Source organism: Tritonibacter mobilis, from assembly GCF_001681715.1.
Lineage (GTDB): Bacteria > Pseudomonadota > Alphaproteobacteria > Rhodobacterales > Rhodobacteraceae > Epibacterium > Epibacterium mobile.
Genome location: NZ_LNWY01000016.1, coordinates 140,151 through 159,433, shown reverse-complemented (window position 1 = coordinate 159,433; position 19,283 = coordinate 140,151). Strand labels below are relative to the sequence as shown.

General features: G+C 57.7%; 18 protein-coding genes. 4 read left to right on the top strand and 14 right to left on the bottom strand.

The window, feature by feature from the left end:
* Nucleotides 1–47: 47 nt before the first annotated feature.
* On the bottom strand, nt 48–932 hold the full coding sequence (locus UB90_RS16290; RefSeq protein WP_065324172.1) for a LysR substrate-binding domain-containing protein: 885 nt from the start codon (nt 930–932) through the stop codon (nt 48–50).
* 110 nt (nt 933–1,042) lie between these two features.
* Between UB90_RS16290 and UB90_RS16285 the strand changes: the two genes are divergently transcribed.
* Nucleotides 1,043–1,246: a hypothetical protein gene (locus UB90_RS16285; RefSeq protein WP_065324171.1), complete on the top strand. Its 204-nt coding sequence runs from the start codon at nt 1,043–1,045 to the stop codon at nt 1,244–1,246.
* Between the two features lie 343 nt (nt 1,247–1,589).
* Here UB90_RS16285 and ccoP read toward each other — a convergent pair whose 3' ends face one another.
* Genes ccoP through ccoN form a run of 4 tightly spaced genes read right to left on the bottom strand, consistent with a single transcriptional unit; the run spans nt 1,590 to nt 5,030 of the window.
* Nucleotides 1,590–2,474: a cytochrome-c oxidase, cbb3-type subunit III gene (gene ccoP / locus UB90_RS16280; protein WP_065324170.1), complete on the bottom strand. Its 885-nt coding sequence runs from the start codon at nt 2,472–2,474 to the stop codon at nt 1,590–1,592.
* Nucleotides 2,471–2,668: a CcoQ/FixQ family Cbb3-type cytochrome c oxidase assembly chaperone gene (locus tag UB90_RS16275; RefSeq protein WP_005629929.1), complete on the bottom strand. Its 198-nt coding sequence runs from the start codon at nt 2,666–2,668 to the stop codon at nt 2,471–2,473. The genes ccoP and UB90_RS16275 overlap by 4 nt, the downstream gene beginning before the upstream one ends.
* Nucleotides 2,669–2,682: 14 nt before the next feature.
* Complete coding sequence (gene ccoO / locus UB90_RS16270) at nt 2,683–3,411, bottom strand: cytochrome-c oxidase, cbb3-type subunit II (RefSeq protein WP_005629926.1); 729 nt, start codon at nt 3,409–3,411, stop codon at nt 2,683–2,685.
* Nucleotides 3,412–3,425: 14 nt separating this feature from the next.
* Nucleotides 3,426–5,030 carry a cytochrome-c oxidase, cbb3-type subunit I gene (gene ccoN / locus UB90_RS16265; protein WP_005629923.1) on the bottom strand — a complete coding sequence of 535 codons (1,605 nt, stop codon included), beginning with the start codon at nt 5,028–5,030 and terminating at the stop codon, nt 3,426–3,428.
* Between the two features lie 225 nt (nt 5,031–5,255).
* Here ccoN and UB90_RS16260 point away from each other — a divergent pair, with 225 nt between their 5' ends.
* A complete protein-coding gene (locus UB90_RS16260; protein WP_009177427.1) occupies nt 5,256–6,095 on the top strand; it encodes a universal stress protein in 840 nt (279 codons plus the stop codon).
* Nucleotides 6,096–6,355: 260 nt separating this feature from the next.
* Here UB90_RS16260 and fnrL read toward each other — a convergent pair whose 3' ends face one another.
* On the bottom strand, nt 6,356–7,096 hold the full coding sequence (gene fnrL, locus UB90_RS16255) for a transcriptional regulator FnrL (RefSeq protein WP_039983362.1): 741 nt from the start codon (nt 7,094–7,096) through the stop codon (nt 6,356–6,358).
* A 60-nt stretch (nt 7,097–7,156) separates the two neighbouring features.
* Here fnrL and hemN point away from each other — a divergent pair, with 60 nt between their 5' ends.
* Nucleotides 7,157–8,512 carry an oxygen-independent coproporphyrinogen III oxidase gene (gene hemN, locus UB90_RS16250; protein WP_065324169.1) on the top strand — a complete coding sequence of 452 codons (1,356 nt, stop codon included), beginning with the start codon at nt 7,157–7,159 and terminating at the stop codon, nt 8,510–8,512.
* Between the two features lie 112 nt (nt 8,513–8,624).
* Here hemN and UB90_RS16245 read toward each other — a convergent pair whose 3' ends face one another.
* The 5 genes from UB90_RS16245 to UB90_RS16225 all read right to left on the bottom strand — a co-directional run bounded on the left by UB90_RS16245 (nt 8,625) and on the right by UB90_RS16225 (nt 15,173).
* Entirely contained in the window at nt 8,625–10,217 is a 1,593-nt protein-coding gene (locus UB90_RS16245) for an ABC transporter ATP-binding protein (protein WP_065324168.1), read from the bottom strand.
* 58 nt (nt 10,218–10,275) lie between these two features.
* Complete coding sequence (locus UB90_RS16240) at nt 10,276–11,382, bottom strand: ABC transporter permease (RefSeq protein ID WP_009177688.1); 1,107 nt, start codon at nt 11,380–11,382, stop codon at nt 10,276–10,278.
* A 4-nt stretch (nt 11,383–11,386) separates the two neighbouring features.
* Entirely contained in the window at nt 11,387–12,475 is a 1,089-nt protein-coding gene (locus UB90_RS16235) for a microcin C ABC transporter permease YejB (RefSeq protein WP_005614998.1), read from the bottom strand.
* Between the two features lie 7 nt (nt 12,476–12,482).
* Nucleotides 12,483–14,423 (bottom strand): extracellular solute-binding protein, encoded by a 1,941-nt coding sequence (locus UB90_RS16230; RefSeq protein ID WP_065324167.1) that lies wholly within the window; start codon nt 14,421–14,423, stop codon nt 12,483–12,485.
* Between the two features lie 249 nt (nt 14,424–14,672).
* A complete protein-coding gene (locus tag UB90_RS16225; protein WP_005615002.1) occupies nt 14,673–15,173 on the bottom strand; it encodes a c-type cytochrome in 501 nt (166 codons plus the stop codon).
* A 120-nt stretch (nt 15,174–15,293) separates the two neighbouring features.
* On the opposite strand from UB90_RS16225, the gene UB90_RS16220 reads away from it, so the two are divergent.
* On the top strand, nt 15,294–16,124 hold the full coding sequence (locus tag UB90_RS16220) for a prephenate dehydratase (RefSeq protein ID WP_009177817.1): 831 nt from the start codon (nt 15,294–15,296) through the stop codon (nt 16,122–16,124).
* Between the two features lie 53 nt (nt 16,125–16,177).
* On the opposite strand, the gene UB90_RS16215 is transcribed toward UB90_RS16220, so the two are convergent.
* The 3 genes from UB90_RS16215 to UB90_RS16205 all read right to left on the bottom strand — a co-directional run bounded on the left by UB90_RS16215 (nt 16,178) and on the right by UB90_RS16205 (nt 19,279).
* Nucleotides 16,178–18,061 carry a PhoX family protein gene (locus UB90_RS16215; protein ID WP_065324166.1) on the bottom strand — a complete coding sequence of 628 codons (1,884 nt, stop codon included), beginning with the start codon at nt 18,059–18,061 and terminating at the stop codon, nt 16,178–16,180.
* A 159-nt stretch (nt 18,062–18,220) separates the two neighbouring features.
* Entirely contained in the window at nt 18,221–18,946 is a 726-nt protein-coding gene (recO, locus tag UB90_RS16210; protein WP_065324165.1) for a DNA repair protein RecO, read from the bottom strand.
* Between the two features lie 3 nt (nt 18,947–18,949).
* On the bottom strand, nt 18,950–19,279 hold the full coding sequence (locus UB90_RS16205; RefSeq protein WP_005615011.1) for a DUF1491 family protein: 330 nt from the start codon (nt 19,277–19,279) through the stop codon (nt 18,950–18,952).
* Between the last annotated feature and the right edge of the window lie 4 nt (nt 19,280–19,283).

The following is a 19,283-nucleotide window of genomic DNA, read 5'->3' as shown; positions in this document are numbered from 1 at the left end:
GCACAAATGTCGCAGCCCTGCGGGAGCGCCGCACACAAACTGTGCGGTCAGATCAAGGGGGTAGATCCGCGCTCTCGGCGCAGCCAGTTGACGAAATGCCGCGCACCGGGGCGCAGCACACCGGGACGATGGACAATATGGTATCCACGCCCTTGTTCTTCACAAAAAAGCTCGGTCAGACGCCCTGCGGCAACATCCGGCGCGACGAATTCGCGCACCGAGACCGCAACCCCCTGCCCCGCCCGCAAGGCCTCCATCAAGAGGTTGCCGGGCAAAACGACTCGCCCTGCTTTAAGGCTGTCTTCCACCCCGCGGGAGCGGAGCCAGACAGAGGCTTCATTGGTGCCGATTTCCTCCAGCCACGGCAAGTCAAGCAGGTCCTCCGGCTGTTTCACCGCTCGCTGGTCCAAAAGGCCAGGGGCTGCCACCACCACCATAGGCGACGCCAGCAGCATCTCGGCCTCAAGACCGGGCCAAGCGCCGCTTCCGTACCGCAGCGCAACGTCGATGCCACCAGGCGTCAGCTGTACCACTTCCCCGGTGGGATCAATCACCAGATCCACCTCAGGATAGGCCTGCCGAAACCCGGCCAGACGCGGCATCAGCCAGTGGGTGGCAAACATCGGCGTACAGGTTACATGGAGCGGCTGCCCTGCGCCGCGCGTCGTCAAATCCTGTACCGCCATGCGAATTGCACCAAACCCCAGCGTCAAGGCCTGCGCAAGCTGCTCGCCTTCCGGCGTCAGTTGCAATGCGCGACCTGACCGGTCCAAGAGCGGCACTCCCATATGGGCCTCAAGCTGGCGCAATTGCTGACTGATTGCTGCGTGACTGACGTTCAGCTGCGCGCCCGCTTGTTGCAGGTTCCCGGTTTCAGAAAAAACCGAAAAAGCCCGAAGGGCCGCCATTGAGGGCATATCACGCCAGTTCATATGTAAGCTAACCTTACATGTTAGATTTCTTCCTGACTCGCATAAAACACGAATTCAGGCAAGCATGAGCACAGATCCAGCGTGTGGATCACATGCCGAGGAGAGTGAACATGTTAGTTGATATTTATGCCCGCACCCTGTTGAACGCGACCCGCCACAGCGATCTTCCCCAGCGGCCATTGCCAGTGGCCTACCGCAGCCCCAAGGTCCGCCCCGGTATATGGCGTCGCATCGTGACCGCCCTGATCAAGGCGCGGAAAGAGACACGCGATGGCCAATCTCCGTGTCAACCGCGCATCGCGACCTGCAAATAGCCTTGTTCGTGATCAGAAGGAAAAGACGCCGGCTCCCCAGGAAACGCGCGAACAAGCAGGGAACCGGCGTCGTAAAGACCCGCTAGTCAACCCAGCGGGGCACGGCGAAATCCGAGGCCTGACACGATAGCCTTCCCAACCATGGCCCTGAATTTCGTCTCGATACCATTTTGTCATCTGCATGCTCGCGCAGCCTTGATGCAGATCAACTCGACCAAAGTTCACACCAAAAAACGCCGCTGTTTTGCGCAGGTCCGGCGCGCTTGCACATCCAATTGACTGTCCCCAACTAAAAAGGCCGCCCCGTTTGGAGCGGCCTGCTTTTTCGGTGCCAGATCGCGATTTACTCGCCACCACCCAACTGGTGCACATAAGCACTCACTGCGCGGATTTCGGCCTCACTCAGGCGGGTATCCCAGTTCGGCATGACCCCGTAGCGAGAGTTCCAAACGGTTTCATAGACGGTCTCGTAATCGCCACCATAGAGCCAGATGGCATCTTTGAGGTTCGGAGCGCCCTGATAGATATCTCCCGAGGCGTCTTCGCCATGACAGGAGGCACAGTTCGCCTCAAACACAGCGGCACCAGCCGCCACTTGGCTTGCATCTTGTGGCGTATCCGACAGGGACATCACATAGTTGACCACCTGACTGACCTGCTCTTTTTCCAGCAGCCCATCACGCCCAAAGGCAGGCATCGCAGAGAAGCGCGCATCGTCGCTTTCCTCATTGCGGATACCGTAGGACACGGTGGTATGGATGTCTTCCATTGTACCACCCCAAAGCCAGTCATCGTCCAAGAGGTTCGGATACCCTTTGGCACCCGCCGCACCGGAGCCGTGACACTGCGCACACCAGGTCTTGAACACCGCAGCACCCGCAGACACCGCATAATCCTCAAGTTCCGGGTGACCCGGAATGGCCGCAAGTTCCAGAGCCTCCAACTGTGCGTTGATCGGCGCATTTGCCGTTTCGACCGCAGCGATTTCAGCTTCAACCTTGGCACGCGAGGACCAGCCCAACATGCCAGAGGTTGCCTCACTCACCAGCGGCCAGGCCGGATAGGCGATGCTATAGCCGATCCCCCAGACGATGGTGGCGTAGAACACCCAAAGCCACCAGCGCGGCATCGGGTTGTCGAACTCCATGATCCCATCCCACTCATGGCCGGTGGTGTTTGGATCACCTTCTTGGATCTTTACGGTGTTTTTGTTGCCCGTCTCACTCATTTCTGGGCCTCCGGTTGAGCGGCGCTCTCTGACGCCGGCTTATCCGCGTTGCGGAAGGGGATATTGGCTGTGTCCTCATAAGTTTTGGTGGAGCCGGGGCGAAACGCCCAGAACACAACACCAATGAAAAAGAGGAACAGAAAGAGAAGCATCCAGCTGTCAGCGAACTGTCGCAGCAAGGAATAGGTTTCCATGGCTCAATCCTCCCTTACCGGCTTGCGTCAGGTGTGAAGGTCGAGAAATCGACCAACGTGCCCAACATCTGCAGATAAGCGATCAATGCGTCCGCTTCAGAGACACCCGGTTGACCGTCGAAGTTCCGCACGTTGACGTTCTCGCCGTACCGCTCCAGCAGCCCGTCATAGTCACTGTCGGGATCAGCCTGAGCGCGGAAATCGCGGCGCGCTTCTTCGATCATCTCGTCCGAGTAGGGCACGCCGACAATGGCATTGGTGGCCATCAGATCGCCGATATACTTGCCGTCGATGCGGGTGCGCTCGAGGAAGTCATACTTCGGCATCACCGATTCCGGCACCACTGCTTGCGGATCGCGCAGGTGGTCTACGTGCCACTCGTCAGAGTAACGCCCCCCCACACGGGCCAGGTCCGGCCCTGTGCGTTTGGAGCCCCACTGGAACGGGTGGTCGTACATCGACTCCGCCGCCAGTGAGTAGTGGCCGTAGCGTTCGACCTCATCGCGCATGGGACGGATCATCTGGCTATGGCAGACGTAGCAGCCTTCGCGGATGTAGATGTCGCGCCCTGCCAGCTCGAGCGGGGTGTAGGGACGCATGCCCTCCACCTCCTCGATGGTGTTCTCTAGGTAGAACAGCGGGGTGATCTGCACCAAGCCACCGATGGTGACGACGAGAAAGGAACAGATCAGCAGAAGCGTTGCGTTCGTCTCGAGGATTTTATGCTTGTCGAGAATTGCCATCTCTCCGGCCCTCCTTATTCAGCCGGGACCGCGACGGACAGGCTGGCCTCTTTGGCCGGCGCCCGACGAACGGTCATCCAGAGGTTGTAGCACATGACCAGCGACCCGGAGAGGAACAGAACCCCGCCCAAACCACGCATCACATACATCGGAAGCTTCGCAGCCACGGTGTCGGCAAAGGACCACACGAGGAAGCCGTTTGCGTCCACTTCACGCCACATCAGACCTTCCATGATACCAGTCACCCACATGGACGCCGCGTAGAGCACGATGCCGATGGTGGCGAGCCAGAAGTGCCAGCTGACGAGGCTCAGCGAATAGAGCCGTTCGCGCTTCCACAGAACCGGCGTCAGGTAATAGAGCGCACCGAAGGTGATCATACCGTTCCAGCCGAGCGCACCGGAATGCACGTGACCAATGGTCCAGTCCGTGTAGTGCGACAGCGAGTTCACAGCGCGGATCGACATCATCGGGCCCTCAAACGTGGACATGCCGTAGAAACCAACCGAGATCACCAGCATCCGCAGTACAGGGTCGGTGCGCAGCTTGTCCCAAGCGCCTGAAAGCGTCATCAGACCGTTGATCATACCACCCCAGGACGGCATCCACAGCACGACCGAGAACACCATGCCGAGGGTCGAAGCCCAGTCGGGCAGCGCGGTGTAATGCAGGTGGTGCGGACCTGCCCAGATGTAGATGAAGATCAGCGCCCAGAAGTGGATGATCGACAGTTTGTAGCTGTAGACCGGACGATCTGCTTGTTTTGGGATGAAATAGTACATCATGCCGAGGAAACCTGCGGTCAGGAAGAAGCCCACAGCGTTGTGGCCATACCACCATTGCACCATGGCATCCTGCACCCCCGGCCAGACGATCACCGACTTGGAGCCCCAGATCGACACCGGAATGGTCAGATTGTTGACCACATGCAGCATGGCAACGGTCACGATGAAGGCGAGGAAGAACCAGTTTGCCACATAGATGTGGCGCTCTTTGCGGCGAATGATGGTGCCCAGGAAAACGGCCAGATAGGCGACCCAGACGACGGTCAGCCACAGATCAACATACCATTCGGGTTCAGCATATTCTTTGGACTGCGTGCCGCCCAGAAGATAACCGGTCGCGGCCAGAACGATAAAGAGTTGATAGCCCCAGAACACGAACCACGCGAGGTTACCGCCCCACAACCGCGCCGCAGACGTCCGCTGCACGATGTAGAAAGAGGTTGCGATCAGCGCGTTGCCCCCAAACGCAAAAATCACTGCAGAAGTGTGCAGCGGACGCAACCGGCCAAAGTTCGCAAATCCTTCGGACCAGTCGAAGTTCAGAACCGGAAACGCCAGCTGGAACGCGATGAACGTTCCCACGAGGAACCCCGCAACACCCCAGAACGCGGTTGCAATGACGCCCGCGCGCACGACGCCATCGAGGTATTCCCCGGTGACGGGAGCCGCGACCGGCTCGTCGGTACTGCGTAGCGTTGACAAAAACAGGCCACCTGCGACGAGCATCAAGATCACCGCATGTACCTGATAGGCCAGATCCCTGGCATAGCCGGCGGCGATCATGAAGAAGACCGTCAATACGCCAAGCACTATCAGCTTGAGATAATTAGACATTTCATGCCCCTTTGAATGATTCACCCGAATCGTACCCCTCGCAGATACACCTCGGGCGTCGTTTTCCCCGTCCCTGATGCCAGAGCGAGGTTTTGCAAACATTGATCTGCATCAAGATGCTGGCGTTTGGGATGTGTCATGTCACCTCACGGGATACGGGTAACCTGAGAACCAAGGCCCCGTTACCTTCAACCGGAATCACGGGATTTGGGAAAAGGTAAGCTCATGACGTACAAGACAATTCTGACAGTGCGATCCACTCCAGACGGATCGACAACTGCATTGGACCAAGCCGAGACCATGGTGCGCCGCGCTGATGGGCATCTGGATGTTCTGTGCCTTGGAGTAGATCGCACTCGCGTGGGGTACTACGACGGCGGTGCGAATGCGATTGCCATCAACACAATGCTAGATCGCGCCCGTGAAGAAGTGCAGGCAACCGAAGAAAGCACCAAGCAATATCTCTCTGGTAGCGATGTGCCGCGCAGTCTCTCCACCGCAATTGCCCCATTTGGTGATATCTCTCGGGTCACCTCGCATCATGCGCGTTTCAGTGATCTGGTGGTGATGGATCTGCCCTATGGCGAAGGTCAGGGGCCGGAAGTCGAGCCAATCGTCGAGGCTGCCCTCTTTGACACGCGCACCCCTGTTCTCGTGATGCCAGAGGGGACAACACTTGCCGCATCACCCAAAACTGTCCTCGTCGCATGGGATGAAAGCATCGAAGCCCTCACGGCCGTGCGAAAAGCCCTGCCCCTCCTTCAGTCTGCAGATCTGGTTCGGATCACTGTAATTGATCCGCCAAAACACGGGATCGAACGCTCAGATCCCGGTGGCATGTTGTGTCAGATGCTGGCACGCCACGGCGTCGCCTGCGAGATTGACGTCCTCAGCAAAACGCTGCCGCGCATCTCTGATGTGCTGTGTCGTCACGCAACAGATACGGATGCAGAGCTTATTGTGATGGGCGCTTATGGGCATTCGCGCTTCCGTGAGTCGATCCTTGGCGGCGCAACGCGCAACATGCTCGAACATGCAAAAGTCCCGGTGCTGATGGCGCATTGACGGCATCACGCGAAGTCGCGCGTTTTTGGGCAATTGGCCGGTCTAAATCGGGACCGGCCTCATCTTGTCAGGAAATTGGAGTGGTGCTTCACATCATGGCTCCGGGAAGCGACGTGAGCTTACTATTCGAATTTATAAATTCAACCAGTGATGGTGGTTGAGAAACCCGGTTTGAGAAAATTTCGCCTCAGGCCGACCAAATTCAAATTCTAGCCCATTCCCGTTCACAAACGCCGAATCAACGCGACACTGGAAATTCTCTAACCAAGCACACCGCCGTCGCTATCATCTCCGGCCTCTTCGATCAGGCGCCGCATATCGGGCACCGTAACGTGCCGCTTTCCTTCCAGTTCGATCACACCCGACTTCCTAAGTGCAGAGATTTGACGGCTCACGGTTTCCAGGGTCAAGCCCAGGTAATCCGCCATCGCCTCACGCGTCAGCTTCAGATCAAAGCTGACAGCACCACTGGCGGCATCCACACTGAGCGACGCATCGCGCCGTGCGATAATCGACAAGAGACTGGCGATCTTCTCACGCGCGGTTTTACGCCCGAGCACCAACATCCACTCACGCGCTGCATCAAGCTCATCCAGTGTCATTTCCAGCAATCGATGCGCGATATGAGGTGTTCGCGTCATCAAATCTTCAAAAGGTTTTTTTCGAAAACAACACATTACAACGTCTGTCGTCGCAACGACATCATACGCAGATCCATCGCGCCCGGGCCGGCCTACAAAATCGCTCGGCAGCAACAGCCCAACCATCTGAGTGCGCCCATCCTCCATCGTCTGGGTTAACGTCGCGATCCCAGACACCACCGAACCGACAAAGTTCATCTGATCTCCAGACCAGATCACGGTCTGCCCAGCCTCATAGCTGCGATAGAATTTAATTGCGTCGAGTGCCTCGAGCTCGTCCGAATCACAACGGGCGCACACGGCGCGGTGGCGAATTGGGCAATCCGCACACTCGATCGACTGGAATTGGGCAAGGGACATACGCGCCTCTGGTTGATCTGAGTCAAAGCCGACAATGCCGACCATCCCTATCGTAATCCTATGACACAGGAATCTCAATTGGCACGGCTCGGACTATTCGACGCAAAGGTGCCCAGATATACGAGCTATCCCACTGCGCCTCATTTCAAAAATGATGTAAGCGCAAAAGGATTCGCTGATTGGATCAAGGCCATTAAACCCGGTGCGGAGATCTCCTTATACGTGCATGTGCCGTTCTGTCGCAGGCTATGTTGGTTTTGCGCTTGTCGCACTCAAGGCACGCAATCGGATTCTCCGGTGCGTGCTTATCTGGACGTTTTAAAGCAGGAAATCGCACTTCTGGCGCGTCACCTGCCGGAGGGCGTGCGACTGGCCCGGCTGCATTGGGGCGGAGGAACACCGACGCTACTGTCTGCAGAAATGATGGCGGAACTGGCAGAGGCGATATTCGCCATCACCCCGATGGCGAAGGGCGGCGAGTTCTCAGTGGAGATCGACCCCAATGAGATTGACGAACCTCGCCTAGATGCGCTCTCCGCAGCAGGGATGAACCGCGCGTCGATCGGTGTGCAAGATTTCGACCCTGAAATTCAGGAAACAATCGGTCGCATCCAGCCGTTTGATCTCACCCGTGACGCGGTTGACATGATCCGCGCACGTGGGATTGCCAGCCTTAATGCTGATATCCTGTTTGGCTTACCACATCAGACAAGGATGCGCATGACCGAGAGCGTGCAGAAGCTCCTGTCGCTGTCGCCTGACCGGGTTGCGCTCTATGGGTATGCACATGTGCCGTGGATGGCACGACGGCAGAATATGATCCCCACCGACAGCCTGCCCTCGCCAAAGGCACGATTGCAACTGTTTGAAACGGCTCAGCGTTTGTTCATGTGGGACGGATATCGCGAAATTGGCATCGACCACTTTGCCACGCCCCATGATGGACTTGCTGTGGCGGAACGAACTGGCAAGCTGCGCCGGAACTTCCAAGGCTATACCGACGATCGTGCAGAGGTGCTGATCGGATTGGGAGCCTCGTCGATTTCGCGCTTCCCACAAGGCTACGCACAAAACGCACCTTCCACATCTGCCTATACCAAGGCGATCCGTGATGGGCAGTTCTCGACCGCACGCGGACATGTTTTTGCAGGTGAAGACCTGTTGCGTGGGCGCATGATCGAGGGATTGATGTGCGACTTTGCGATTTCCTCAGAGGAAATACTGACGACGTTTGACATTGCGCCTGCCGCGCTGGACAGGATGTATCGTGACGTGTCGGCTGCGTTTCCCGACATGCTTGATCTACATGCAGGTGGGATCCGCATTCGCCCGGAGGGTAAACCTCTGACCCGCATGATTGCACGCCACTTTGACGCTTATGATCTCAGCAAAGCCGGGCACAGTTCCGCCATCTAGGCGGCCACATAATATCCGGTGACATCGTTTTGGGAAGGCGAAGGAAGCGAGGGCGCTGCCCTCGCGCTCCCGGGATATTTTCAGTTAGAAGAAATACGACAGGTGCTTTGGGTTAAACGCCTGTCACGGCTGAAAGCAGATGCCTTGTGTATTCCTCCTTGGGATTGGCAAAGACCTCTTCTGCAGCGCCCTGCTCCACCACATCGCCAGCTTTCATCACCAAAATCTCATGCGACATGGCGCGCACCACGTTGAGATCATGGCTGATAAAGAGATAGGCCAACCCGTAGCGGGCCTGCAGGTCGCGCAGCAAATCAACGATCTGAACCTGAACCGTCATATCAAGCGCCGATGTTGGCTCGTCCAGCACCACCAGTTTCGGGCGCAGTACCATGGCGCGGGCAATCGCAATACGCTGGCGTTGTCCGCCGGAAAATTCATGCGGGTAGCGATCCATGGCGGCGGAATCGAGGCCGACCTCCTCCATCACCTCCGCCACCAGTTCGCGTGGTTTGCGGTGCTGGTCGACCTCGTGGATGGCCAGGCCTTCGGCAATGATCTGCTGACAAGTCATCCGCGGTGACAGCGAGCCAAAGGGGTCCTGAAATACGATCTGCATATCCTTGCGCAGGCGGCGCAACTCACGCGTCGACCACTTGCGCAGGTCCTGATCTTGAAAACGCACTTCGCCCTCGGAGGCGATCAGACGCATGATCGCCAGCGCCATCGTGGTTTTGCCAGAACCGGATTCCCCCACGATGCCGAGGGTTTCACCGGCGCGCACCGAAAGCGACATCGGGTTCACGGCCTTCACATGGCCAACCGTACGTTTGAGCAGACCGCGCTGGATCGGGAACCAGACCTTGAGGTCGTTTGCCGCGACAAGCCCCTCCGCATTCTCAGGAACCGGCCCCGGCCTGCCGGAGGGCTCAGCCGCCAGCAGTTTCTGCGTGTAGGGGTGTTTGGGATCAGCAAACAGTTCTGCGGTGGGGCCCTCTTCGACGATCTCGCCGGATTTCATCACGCAGACCCGATCAGCGATGCGGCGCACAATCGACAGATCATGGGTGATGAACAAAAGCCCCATGCCTTCACTTGTTTTCAGATCCGCCAGAAGGTCGAGGATCTGCGCCTGAATGGTCACATCAAGCGCCGTGGTGGGTTCGTCCGCAATCAGCACGTCTGGTTTATTGGCAAGCGCCATCGCGATCATCACCCGCTGACGTTGCCCGCCCGAGAGTTGATGTGGGTAGGCACCAAGCCGGGTTTCGGCGTCGCGGATACCGACCTTGTTCAACAGGTCCAGAATGCGCCCGCGTGCATCTTCGCCCATTACGCCCTGATGCAGGGCAAGCGCCTCACCCAGCTGTTTTTCAATGCTGTGCAACGGGTTGAGCGAGGTCATCGGCTCTTGGAAGATGAAGGAGATATCATTGCCGCGCACCCGTCGCAGGGTGCGTTCATCTGCGCCGATCATTTCCTGCCCATCATAGGTGACGGAGCCGGAAACCTGTGCGCTGTCGCCCAGCAATTGAACCGTGGACAATGCGGAGACCGATTTGCCGGACCCCGACTCGCCCACCAGAGCAACCGTTTCGCCACGCGACACCGTGAAGGACACGCCCTTCACCGCCTCGGTGAGCTGACCGTCTTGGCGAAAGGCAACGCGAAGGTCCTTGACCTGAAGAATGGGAGATTGCGTCATTGCGGCTGCCCGCTCTGGCGAGAGGTCGCACGTTTTTCAATCCTCATGTCTGCATGGCTCATGAAAAGGTCTTTCTCGGGTCGAACGCGTCCCGCACGCCTTCAAAGATGAAGACCAGAAGCGAGAGCATGATTGCAAAGGTAAAGAAGGCGGTGAAGGCAAGCCAAGGCGCTTGCAGGTTCTGTTTGGCTTGTAGGGTCATCTCACCCAGCGATGGCGCTGAAGAGGGCAGGCCAAAGCCGAGGAAATCAAGGCTCGCCAAGGTGCCGATGGTGCCAGTCACGATGAACGGCAGCATGGTGAGTGTCGCAACCATCGCATTGGGCAGCATATGGCGGAACATGATGGTGACGTTCCCCACGCCAAGCGCCTTGGCCGCGCGTACATATTCGAGGTTGCGCGCCCGTAGAAACTCCGCGCGCACCACGCCCACAAGCGCCGTCCAGCTAAACAGGATCATCAAAAACACCAGGAGCCAGAAACTGCGCCCCAAGATGGCAAACATGATGATGATGACATACAGCGATGGCGTTGCGGACCAGATCTCGATCACGCGCTGGAAGATCAGATCCACCCAGCCGCCAAAGAACCCCTGCACAGCGCCCGCCACAATCCCGATCAGGCTTGCGGCGATCGTAACCACGAGGGTGAAGACGATCGAGAGCCGAAAACCATAGATGACCCGCGCCAACACGTCGCGTTTGGTGTCATCGGTGCCCAGCCAATTCTGCCCGTTAGGCGGTAGCGGTGCGGCTCCGGAGCGATCCACTGGCGTGTCAAAACGGTAAGGGATCGGCGGCCAGAGCGACCAGCCTTCGACAAAATCCTCTCCCGCGTAGGTGCCAGCATCAATCTCGGCAATGATGCCATCGGGATCATCAAAACAGTCGAGACTGCCGCCGGAAGCGATCAGGCATTTTACTTCTGGGTCGCGATAGACGGCTTCGGTCTGGAAATCGCCACCGAAGGTGGTTTCCGGATAGAAATTCCACACCGGGGTGAAATACTCACCGCGATAGTTCACGAGGATCGGTTTGTCGTTGGCCAGCACATCCGCAAACAGCGACAGGCCAAACAGAACCAAAAAGATCCTGAGCGACCAGAGGGCCCGGCGGTTGCGCTTGAAGTTGTTCCAGCGGCGTTGATTCAGCGGAGACAGTGCCATCGGATCACCCCTCCCGCTTTTCAAAATCGATGCGCGGATCGACCAGCACATACATGATGTCAGACAAGATCCCCACCACTAGGCCCATCAGCCCAAAGATGAAAAGCGTTCCAAAAACAATAGGGTAGTCGCGTGCCACTGCGGCCTCAAACCCGAGCCGCCCCAGTCCGTCCAGCGAGAAGATCGTCTCAATGATCAGGCTGCCGGTGAAGAAGATCGAGATAAACACACCCGGAAACCCTGCGATCACGATCAGCATCGCATTGCGGAACACATGCCCATAGAGCACCCGGTTCTCGGTGAGCCCCTTGGCGCGCGCGGTCATGACATACTGTTTCTTGATCTCATCCAGAAAGGAGTTCTTGGTCAGCAGTGTAAGCGTTGCAAAGGCGGATATGGTGGAGGCCACAACCGGCAAAGTGATATGCCAGAAATAGTCGCCAATCTTGCCCAAAAGGCTCATGCTTTCCCAGTTTTCCGATGTCAGTCCCCGCAGCGGGAAGATCTGCCAATACGACCCGCCCGCCAAGAGCACCAGCAGCAGGATCGCAAACAAAAAGCCCGGTATGGCGTAGGCTGCGATAATCACGCCGCTTGTCCAGCTGTCAAATTTGCTGCCATCACGCAGCGCCTTTTTCACCCCTAATGGAATGGAAATCATATAGGCGATCAGCGTCGACCACAGGCCGAGCGAGATTGACACCGGCATTTTCTCCATCACCAGATCAATCACCCCGACATTGCGGAAATAACTCTCACCAAAGTCGAGCCGGACGTAGTTCCACATCATATTGAGGAAACGTTCCAGCGGCGGCTTGTCAAAACCGAACTCGCGCTCCAGCTCCTCAATGAACTCAGGCGGCAGACCGCGCCCACCGGCATACTGGCTCTCAGCCTGACCCACGGTTTCAGCGCCGCCATCGTTTGCGGCACCGGCAAAGCCCCCAAAGACGTCGCCGCCGCCCTCAAGACGGGCGATCATCTGTTCAACCGGACCACCGGGAACGAATTGCACCAGCGCGAAATTCACCACCATGATCCCGATCAAGGTCGGGATCACCAGCAAGAGGCGCCGCAGAATATAGTTTAGCATCGGGGATTTACCTCAGCGCGCCAACATCTCGCAGCGCTTTGGCCTTGTCCTCGTTATACCACCAGAAGTCCAGATACCCGAGGCTGTAGGGTGGGATTTCCGCCGGGTGTTCGTATTGGTCGTAATAAGCCGCCCAATGGTTCGGGTTGTACCACAGCGGGATCATGATGAACTCATGCCGCAATGCGCGATCAAGCGCGGTCATGATCGCCGTTTCTTCCTCTCGTGTTTCCGCGCGCAGCGATTTTGTGATGATCGCATCAATCAGCGGCGAGGCCAGACCAGCGGGGTTAAACAGCGAATAGGCCGACGCCTCAGACCCGAACCGCTGCTCCAGCCCCGTACCCGTCCCAAGGAAGGTCGTGTAGCTGTCCACGACCAGATCATAGTCCCGCTCTCGCTCGCGGCTGGTGTATTGCGCAGTGTCGACCACCTCAAAATTAACCGCAATGCCGAGATTTTCGAGATTATCAACGAAATTCTCCATCACGCCACGCGTGGTAGGTGACGACGACGAGGAGAACAGGAAATTCAGTTCAAACGGTGCGCCCTCGGGCGTCACCCGCTTGCCGTTGTCGCCAACAACATAGCCTGCGTCCTCTAGCATTGCGGCAGCTTTGCGCGCGTTGCGGCGATCAAACAGTCGGGCAGGATCAGATGTTGCCGGAATATAGACCTCTTCGCTCAGCATCTCTGGCGGAACCAGATCACCGAGACTTTCGAGGAATTCACGCTCCGCACCTTCGGGAGTGCCCGTCGCCATCAAGGGCGAGTTCTGGGTGAAGGACGCGCGACGTTCGAACAACCCATAGAGCAGGCTTTCATTGGACCACTCAAAATTGAACGCCAAGGCCAGCGCCTCACGGACACGGCGGTCTTGAAGCTTGGGTGATGCCAGATTGAACACAATACCGGAGGCCGCGGGCGGTGCGCCATTGGGCAGTTCTTCGAGCTTTACCGCGCCGCTATCAACCTTGGGGAAGTCATAGCCGCTGGCCCATTTCTTGCTGTCGCCCTCGGCACGGAATGTGTACTCGCCCGCCTTGAACGCCTCAAAAGCGGCGGTGTCATCGGCAAAGATCTCAACCCGAAGCGCATCAAAGTTATGCCGCCCCTGATTGACCGGCAGATCCTTGCCCCAATAATCGGGATTGCGTTTGAGTACGATGCGCCGTGAAAGATCAATTTCATCGATCACATAGGGACCAGAGCCCGGAGGCCCTTCAATCCAGTTCTCATTGAGCTTCTGACCGGTCTCTTCGAACCATTTCTTCGACCATGCAGGCACCCCGCCCACCTGTTCGACCAAGCTACGGCGGGATACACCGTCAGCAAAATAGAATTTAATGGTATAGTCATCGATGACTTCGACCTTGGGGATCAGCTTGCGAACAAAATCGGCGTAGGACTGCAACCCCTGATCGAGCAGCAGGTTATGGCTGAAGGCAATGTCATGGGCTGTCACCGGAGTGCCATCAGAGAACCGCGCCTCAGGCCGCATGCGGAAGATGACCCAGCTTTTGTCTTCGGGATATTCTACGCTTTCGCACAGCAAGCAGTAGGATTGGCCGTATTTATCCGCAGGCGCTGCATCCGCAAGCAGGCTTTCATATGGGTAGACAGAAAAGGCATGCGCCCGCCCCTTTCCGGAGTAGGGATTCATACTGTCCAGTGTGCCGATAAAGGGAACTGCCAGTTCCCCCCCTTTGGGCGCATCCGGGTTCACGTAATCGAAGTGCTCAAAATCCGCCGGATAATCGAGATCCCCGTAGAAGGAATATCCGTGGCTTTTGGTGATGGCCCCGTCTTCGGCACTGCTCGCCGCAAGAACAGATGTCATCAGCGCCGCTGCGGACAGTAGCGCAGCAGTGGTGAAGGGCTTGATCCACGATCGGGTGCGGGACTTCGCAGCCACTTTTGCCATTCCACGCGCGTGTCTGATCGTCATCTGCCTAACCCTTCTTATGTGGCGCCATTGTCCGTGTTTCACCGGATCTGACGTTTTATCTGCTTCTGACAAAGCTAAAGGCCAGAGCGCCTTGTTTTCAAGCCGAGAATGCCGCCTCGCAGTGATTTGAAAGCCAATCCTCGCCGATCAGCGCGAATGCACCGCAATTGTCTGCAGTACAGGTCGCCACAAGAAGAAAGGCCGCAGCGGGGGCTGCGGCCTTTTCTCGGGAATTCTGTGATCGGAGGATCAGTTTGCCAGGCTTTCCAGATAGGCAATCAGGTTCACCCGGTCCTCGACCTTTTTCAGGCCAGCAAAGGACATGGTGGTGCCCGACGCATATGCCGACGGCTTGGTGAGGAACTCGCTCAGATGCTCAGGGGTCCAGTTGCCTTCGAGGCCGGTGAGAGCGCCGGAATAACCAAAGCCCGCTACAGAAGCGATATCGCGACCGACGACGCCATCGAGGTGCGGACCTGTCGAATCTGTGCCGTCAACCTTGTGACAAGCAGAACACTTGCGGAAGACCTTGGCACCTTTGTCGACATCAGCCTCCGCCATCAGCGTCGCAAAGTCCACTTCAGGCTCGTCACTTGCGCCACCGGCATCAGCCACTTCGATGACGTAAGACGCCTCGCCGTGTGCTTCGACCAGATAAAGCTCCTCGGCAACCCATTTGCCCAAGAGGAACACAAGGAACGCGCCACAGAAACCTGCAGTCGCTTTGGTGAGTGTCATTGTGTCAAACATGATAGCGTGTCCATTTCAGCTGTCTTCCTCGGTGTCTAAGGCTTCCCCTATCAACTGGCAAGGTATAGACACCGCGACTAAACGACTAAATCCCCAAGTTTTTGCAAAGATGACGCAGCTATGACCCAAAAAATCGCGATACAGGGCGAACTCGGCTCTTACAGCCATGAGGCCTGCCGCAACAAGCGGCCCGATATGGAGGTGCTGCCTTGCCGTGGTTTTGAGGATGCAATCAACGCTGTGCGCTCGGGCGAGGCGGAGTTGGCGATGCTACCGGTGGAGAATACCACCTATGGGCGGGTGGCCGATATTCACCGCTTGCTGCCGCATTCTGGTCTCAAGATCATTGACGAGGCCTTCGTGCGCGTTCACATCAATCTGCTTGGTGTTCCGGGTGCAAAACTCGAAGACATCCGCGAAGCGCATTCGCATTTGGTCTTGCTGCCGCAATGCGCAAGCTTCCTGCGTGAACACAACATTCAGGGCCGGGTGAGCCCCGACAATGCGCGTGCGGCGCGCGAAGTGGCCGAACGCGGCGACGTAACCCACGCAGCACTGGCCTCTGAACTGGCCGGAGAAATTTACGGTCTGAACGTGCTGGCCCGCCACATCGAGGATCAAGGCAACAACACTACCCGCTTTTTGACGATGGCGCGTGAGGCAGACACCAGCCGCCGGGGCGAAAACGGCATGATCACCAGTTTTGTCTTTCAAGTGCGCAACATCCCCGCTGCGCTTTATAAGGCGATGGGCGGATTTGCGACCAATGGGGTCAACATGACCAAGCTGGAGAGCTACATGGTCAACGGCTCTTTCACAGCGACTCAGTTTTACGCCGACATCGACGGCCACCCCGAGGACGAAAACGTACGCCTCGCCATGGACGAACTGAACTATTTCACAACCGATGTGGAAATTCTGGGCGTCTACCCAGCAGACCGCAAACGCTGATACCCTGAGATTGGCCCCGCGATGAGGGCCAATCCAAAGGGGTGGTACGCGCCTCAGCCGATCAGCGCACCGTCCTCGCGCCAGACTGCAACGATAGAAGAGCGCGGCTTGCCCGCGCCATCCGGCCATGCACCGCCGGGATGTTGTACGCCGACAAAGGCCACTTTTTTGTCCAGCGACCAGCACAAGCCAGTGACCTCGGCACCGTTCGGCACCGTCATAAACCGGGCGATCTCGCCAGATTCTGGGTCGCCAACCAGCATCTGATTGTTCCCCTGTCCCTCAAATTCGCCCTCGTTGTCATCGTCACCATCGGTCTGAATCCAGAGCATACCGTCCGAGGAAAAGGCCATGCCATCGGGCGAGTTGAACATGTTGCCCTCGTTGATGTTGGCAGACCCGGCGTAGGCATTGTTGTAAACCTTCGGATTGCCCGCCATCACATAGAGATCCCAAGTAAAGGCCTCTGCGGCGTGATTCTCATCGGCCGGTGCCCAGCGCACGATCTGCCCGAAGTTGTTGGTCTCGCGGGGGTTGGGTCCGTTGACAGAGGTATCATCCCCACCCGCATTAGGCTTCACGCCACGGTTCTTGTTGTTGGTCAGCGCGCAATAGCCCTCCGCCTTGAGCGGGTTGCAGGCCACCCATTCCGGACGGTCCATGGTGGTTCCACCAACAGCAGAGGCCGCCATGCGCGTGAAACAGAGGATCTCTGCCTGCTCCATGCCCGTCGTCTCCGGCGTCAATGCCAGCCATTCACCGGTCTGGTCGTCGTTGAACTTTGCCACATAGAGCTGGCCATCATCCAACAGACCCTCGGTTGGCTCACCTTCGGCCCAAGTGTTGGTCGAGACGTATTTATATAGATATTCGCCGCGCTCATCATCGCCCAGGTAGACGACAATCCGACCATCAGAAGCCTGCACCATCTCGGCGTTTTCGTGTTTGAAACGGCCGAGTGCCGTGCGTTTCACCGGTGTCGACGATGCATCCGCCGGGTTGATTTCGGTCACAAACCCATGGCGGTGTGGCTCGTTGGGTTCTTTCGACAAATCATACCGCTCGTCGAACTTTTCATAGGCGTAGCGACCTTCTCCGCCGATGCCATAGCGAATGTAACCTTCGCCTTCGGGCATTGCACCGGTGGCACCGAAGTAACCGTTAAAGTTCTCTTCACAGGTCAGATAGGTGCCCCAAAGGGTCTTTCCTGCTCCACAGTTGTTCATGGTGCCCTTCACCCGGCGTCCCTCTGGGTCGGCATTGGTTTGAACCAGTGGATGACCGGCCAGCGGACCCGCCAGAACCATTTCCGTCTCATGGGTGATCCGGCGATTATAGGGGCTGTCTTTGACCACCTGATAGCCGTTGTCACCCCGCGCGATTTCCATGACAGTGACGCCCTGAAGGTTCTTCAACAGCATCACCTCCTCGGAAGATTGCGGCACACCCTCGGAGGCTGCAGGCAAGTTGATCTTCGGGTTCACATATTCCGAGTTCACAGCAATGATCTCGCGGCCGTCGACCTCAAAGAGCTCCATACCGTCCGTGTTCTCGCCAAAGACCTTGTCGGACATCTCTGCCGGCACACCGGTTTCGGGAGAATAGGCCCCTTCGACCTCGGACCAAAGCGCATCCCCCCAACGCACCAAAACCTGTGAGGTATAGCCCTCAGGGACATGAACCGCGTGATCGGTGGCAATATCGATGGGCTTGAATGCAAATCTTGTGTGCCCTTCCGCGCGTGACGCCGTGGTGGAGGACATCAAGCCAGTGCCAAAGACCGCCGCACCAGAGCCAAAGGCCAGCGCACCACCGAGAAAGCCCCGGCGAGAGACGGCACGCTCAACCACGGCATCAAACTGATTCTCATTCGGGCGGGGATCGCGATGTTCATCAAAGTCGTCCCATGAGAGATCGATAAGGCTCTTTTCAACCATTTTACTGTGCTCCTAGCTGTCATAAAGGCTGGGATGCGACCCGAAATGCGTGGGCCCAACCGCGACAGCGTTCTTCTCCGGGCGATGTATCATGCGTGTGACGCCACCCCGCTCCGGCAGTGATTGCCAGGGGTGGATGCGATATTTCGCCGAACCCGCCTATAGACGACGCGACAGCGCATCCAGAAAGCGCCCGCGCGCCTCGGGCACAGGCCGATTGCCCAAAGCTGGCGCCAGCTTTGATTCGAGGAAAAACCCCGTGGTTCTCAGCGCAGTCAGGATTTCTATGTCCTTGCCATCGCCCTCGCCTCGCATCACCGGTGGCAGGGGCAACAAGCGATCAGCCCATCCCCCCGCGCCCGCCTCAGAGACCGCGCGGCCCGTTTTGGGTGAAACATACATGAGCCCCTCAGTGGCACCGGTCACCGCGCAGCAAGACAGATCTAGACCGTACCCCAGATCCTCAAGCAGCGAGAGTTCCCAGCGCAGATACCCCAGCGGCCAGAGATCTTCGTTGTCGAGCAAATCCAGCAAAGCTTCGCTGCGGTGGTAAAGCTCCGGATATGCTTCGCGATCCGGCAGAGCAAAAGCCAGAAGCGCGCAGACCGCATTCAACCCTGACAAAGCCAGCCGCCCCGACAGCGCCAAAGCAGCACGGCTGCGCAGCGGTTCTGCCTTATAGGTGCCCAAGTGATCTTCGAGACGGGCGGACCACGTCAGATCCAATTGCGCCCCCGGCTGTAAATGTGGTGCCATCTTGCGACTGGCGCCACCGCGCACGAGGCCCGCGTGCCGACCATGTGCTTGAGTGAATACTTCGATCAGGGCCGAAGATTCGCCGTGGCGACGTACCGTCAGCAAAATGCCCTGATCACGCCAGTCCATTTCCTAATCCAGCCCCGGCTCATCCAGCAGATGTCTACCCTGCCGATCTTCTACCTCAATCACCCAGAGGTCGCTGTCAAACTGGCGTTGCTTGGCGATTGATGCCTCCACATCTTCGTCCGAACCCGCAACCAGCTCGACCCATTTGCGATCTCCTGTCATCAGATCGAAACTTCGGTGATACGCGCGGGCCTCACCGTCCAGTGTATTGAGCTTCACCAGCACCGCGCCGGCGGTGTCATCGCCATGTGCGGTGACAAAGGCGGGGATATCCTGAAAACGCAAGCGGGCCAGATAGGCGTCGACCCAAAACCGGGCAGTGAGACGGGACATAAGT

Excerpts from the sequence above, each read along its gene's own strand:
- UB90_RS16290 (WP_065324172.1), bottom strand. The coding sequence starts at position 932 with ATGAACTGGCGTGATATGCCCTCAATGGCGGCCCTTCGGGCTTTTTCG.
- UB90_RS16285 (WP_065324171.1), top strand. The coding sequence starts at position 1,043 with ATGTTAGTTGATATTTATGCCCGCACCCTGTTGAACGCGACCCGCCAC.
- ccoP (WP_065324170.1), bottom strand. The coding sequence starts at position 2,474 with ATGAGTGAGACGGGCAACAAAAACACCGTAAAGATCCAAGAAGGTGAT.
- UB90_RS16275 (WP_005629929.1), bottom strand. The coding sequence starts at position 2,668 with ATGGAAACCTATTCCTTGCTGCGACAGTTCGCTGACAGCTGGATGCTT.
- ccoO (WP_005629926.1), bottom strand. The coding sequence starts at position 3,411 with ATGGCAATTCTCGACAAGCATAAAATCCTCGAGACGAACGCAACGCTT.
- ccoN (WP_005629923.1), bottom strand. The coding sequence starts at position 5,030 with ATGTCTAATTATCTCAAGCTGATAGTGCTTGGCGTATTGACGGTCTTC.
- UB90_RS16260 (WP_009177427.1), top strand. The coding sequence starts at position 5,256 with ATGACGTACAAGACAATTCTGACAGTGCGATCCACTCCAGACGGATCG.
- fnrL (WP_039983362.1), bottom strand. The coding sequence starts at position 7,096 with ATGTCCCTTGCCCAATTCCAGTCGATCGAGTGTGCGGATTGCCCAATT.
- hemN (WP_065324169.1), top strand. The coding sequence starts at position 7,157 with ATGACACAGGAATCTCAATTGGCACGGCTCGGACTATTCGACGCAAAG.
- UB90_RS16245 (WP_065324168.1), bottom strand. The coding sequence starts at position 10,217 with ATGACGCAATCTCCCATTCTTCAGGTCAAGGACCTTCGCGTTGCCTTT.
- UB90_RS16240 (WP_009177688.1), bottom strand. The coding sequence starts at position 11,382 with ATGGCACTGTCTCCGCTGAATCAACGCCGCTGGAACAACTTCAAGCGC.
- UB90_RS16235 (WP_005614998.1), bottom strand. The coding sequence starts at position 12,475 with ATGCTAAACTATATTCTGCGGCGCCTCTTGCTGGTGATCCCGACCTTG.
- UB90_RS16230 (WP_065324167.1), bottom strand. The coding sequence starts at position 14,423 with ATGACGATCAGACACGCGCGTGGAATGGCAAAAGTGGCTGCGAAGTCC.
- UB90_RS16225 (WP_005615002.1), bottom strand. The coding sequence starts at position 15,173 with ATGTTTGACACAATGACACTCACCAAAGCGACTGCAGGTTTCTGTGGC.
- UB90_RS16220 (WP_009177817.1), top strand. The coding sequence starts at position 15,294 with ATGACCCAAAAAATCGCGATACAGGGCGAACTCGGCTCTTACAGCCAT.
- UB90_RS16215 (WP_065324166.1), bottom strand. The coding sequence starts at position 18,061 with ATGGTTGAAAAGAGCCTTATCGATCTCTCATGGGACGACTTTGATGAA.
- recO (WP_065324165.1), bottom strand. The coding sequence starts at position 18,946 with ATGGACTGGCGTGATCAGGGCATTTTGCTGACGGTACGTCGCCACGGC.
- UB90_RS16205 (WP_005615011.1), bottom strand. The coding sequence starts at position 19,279 with ATGTCCCGTCTCACTGCCCGGTTTTGGGTCGACGCCTATCTGGCCCGC.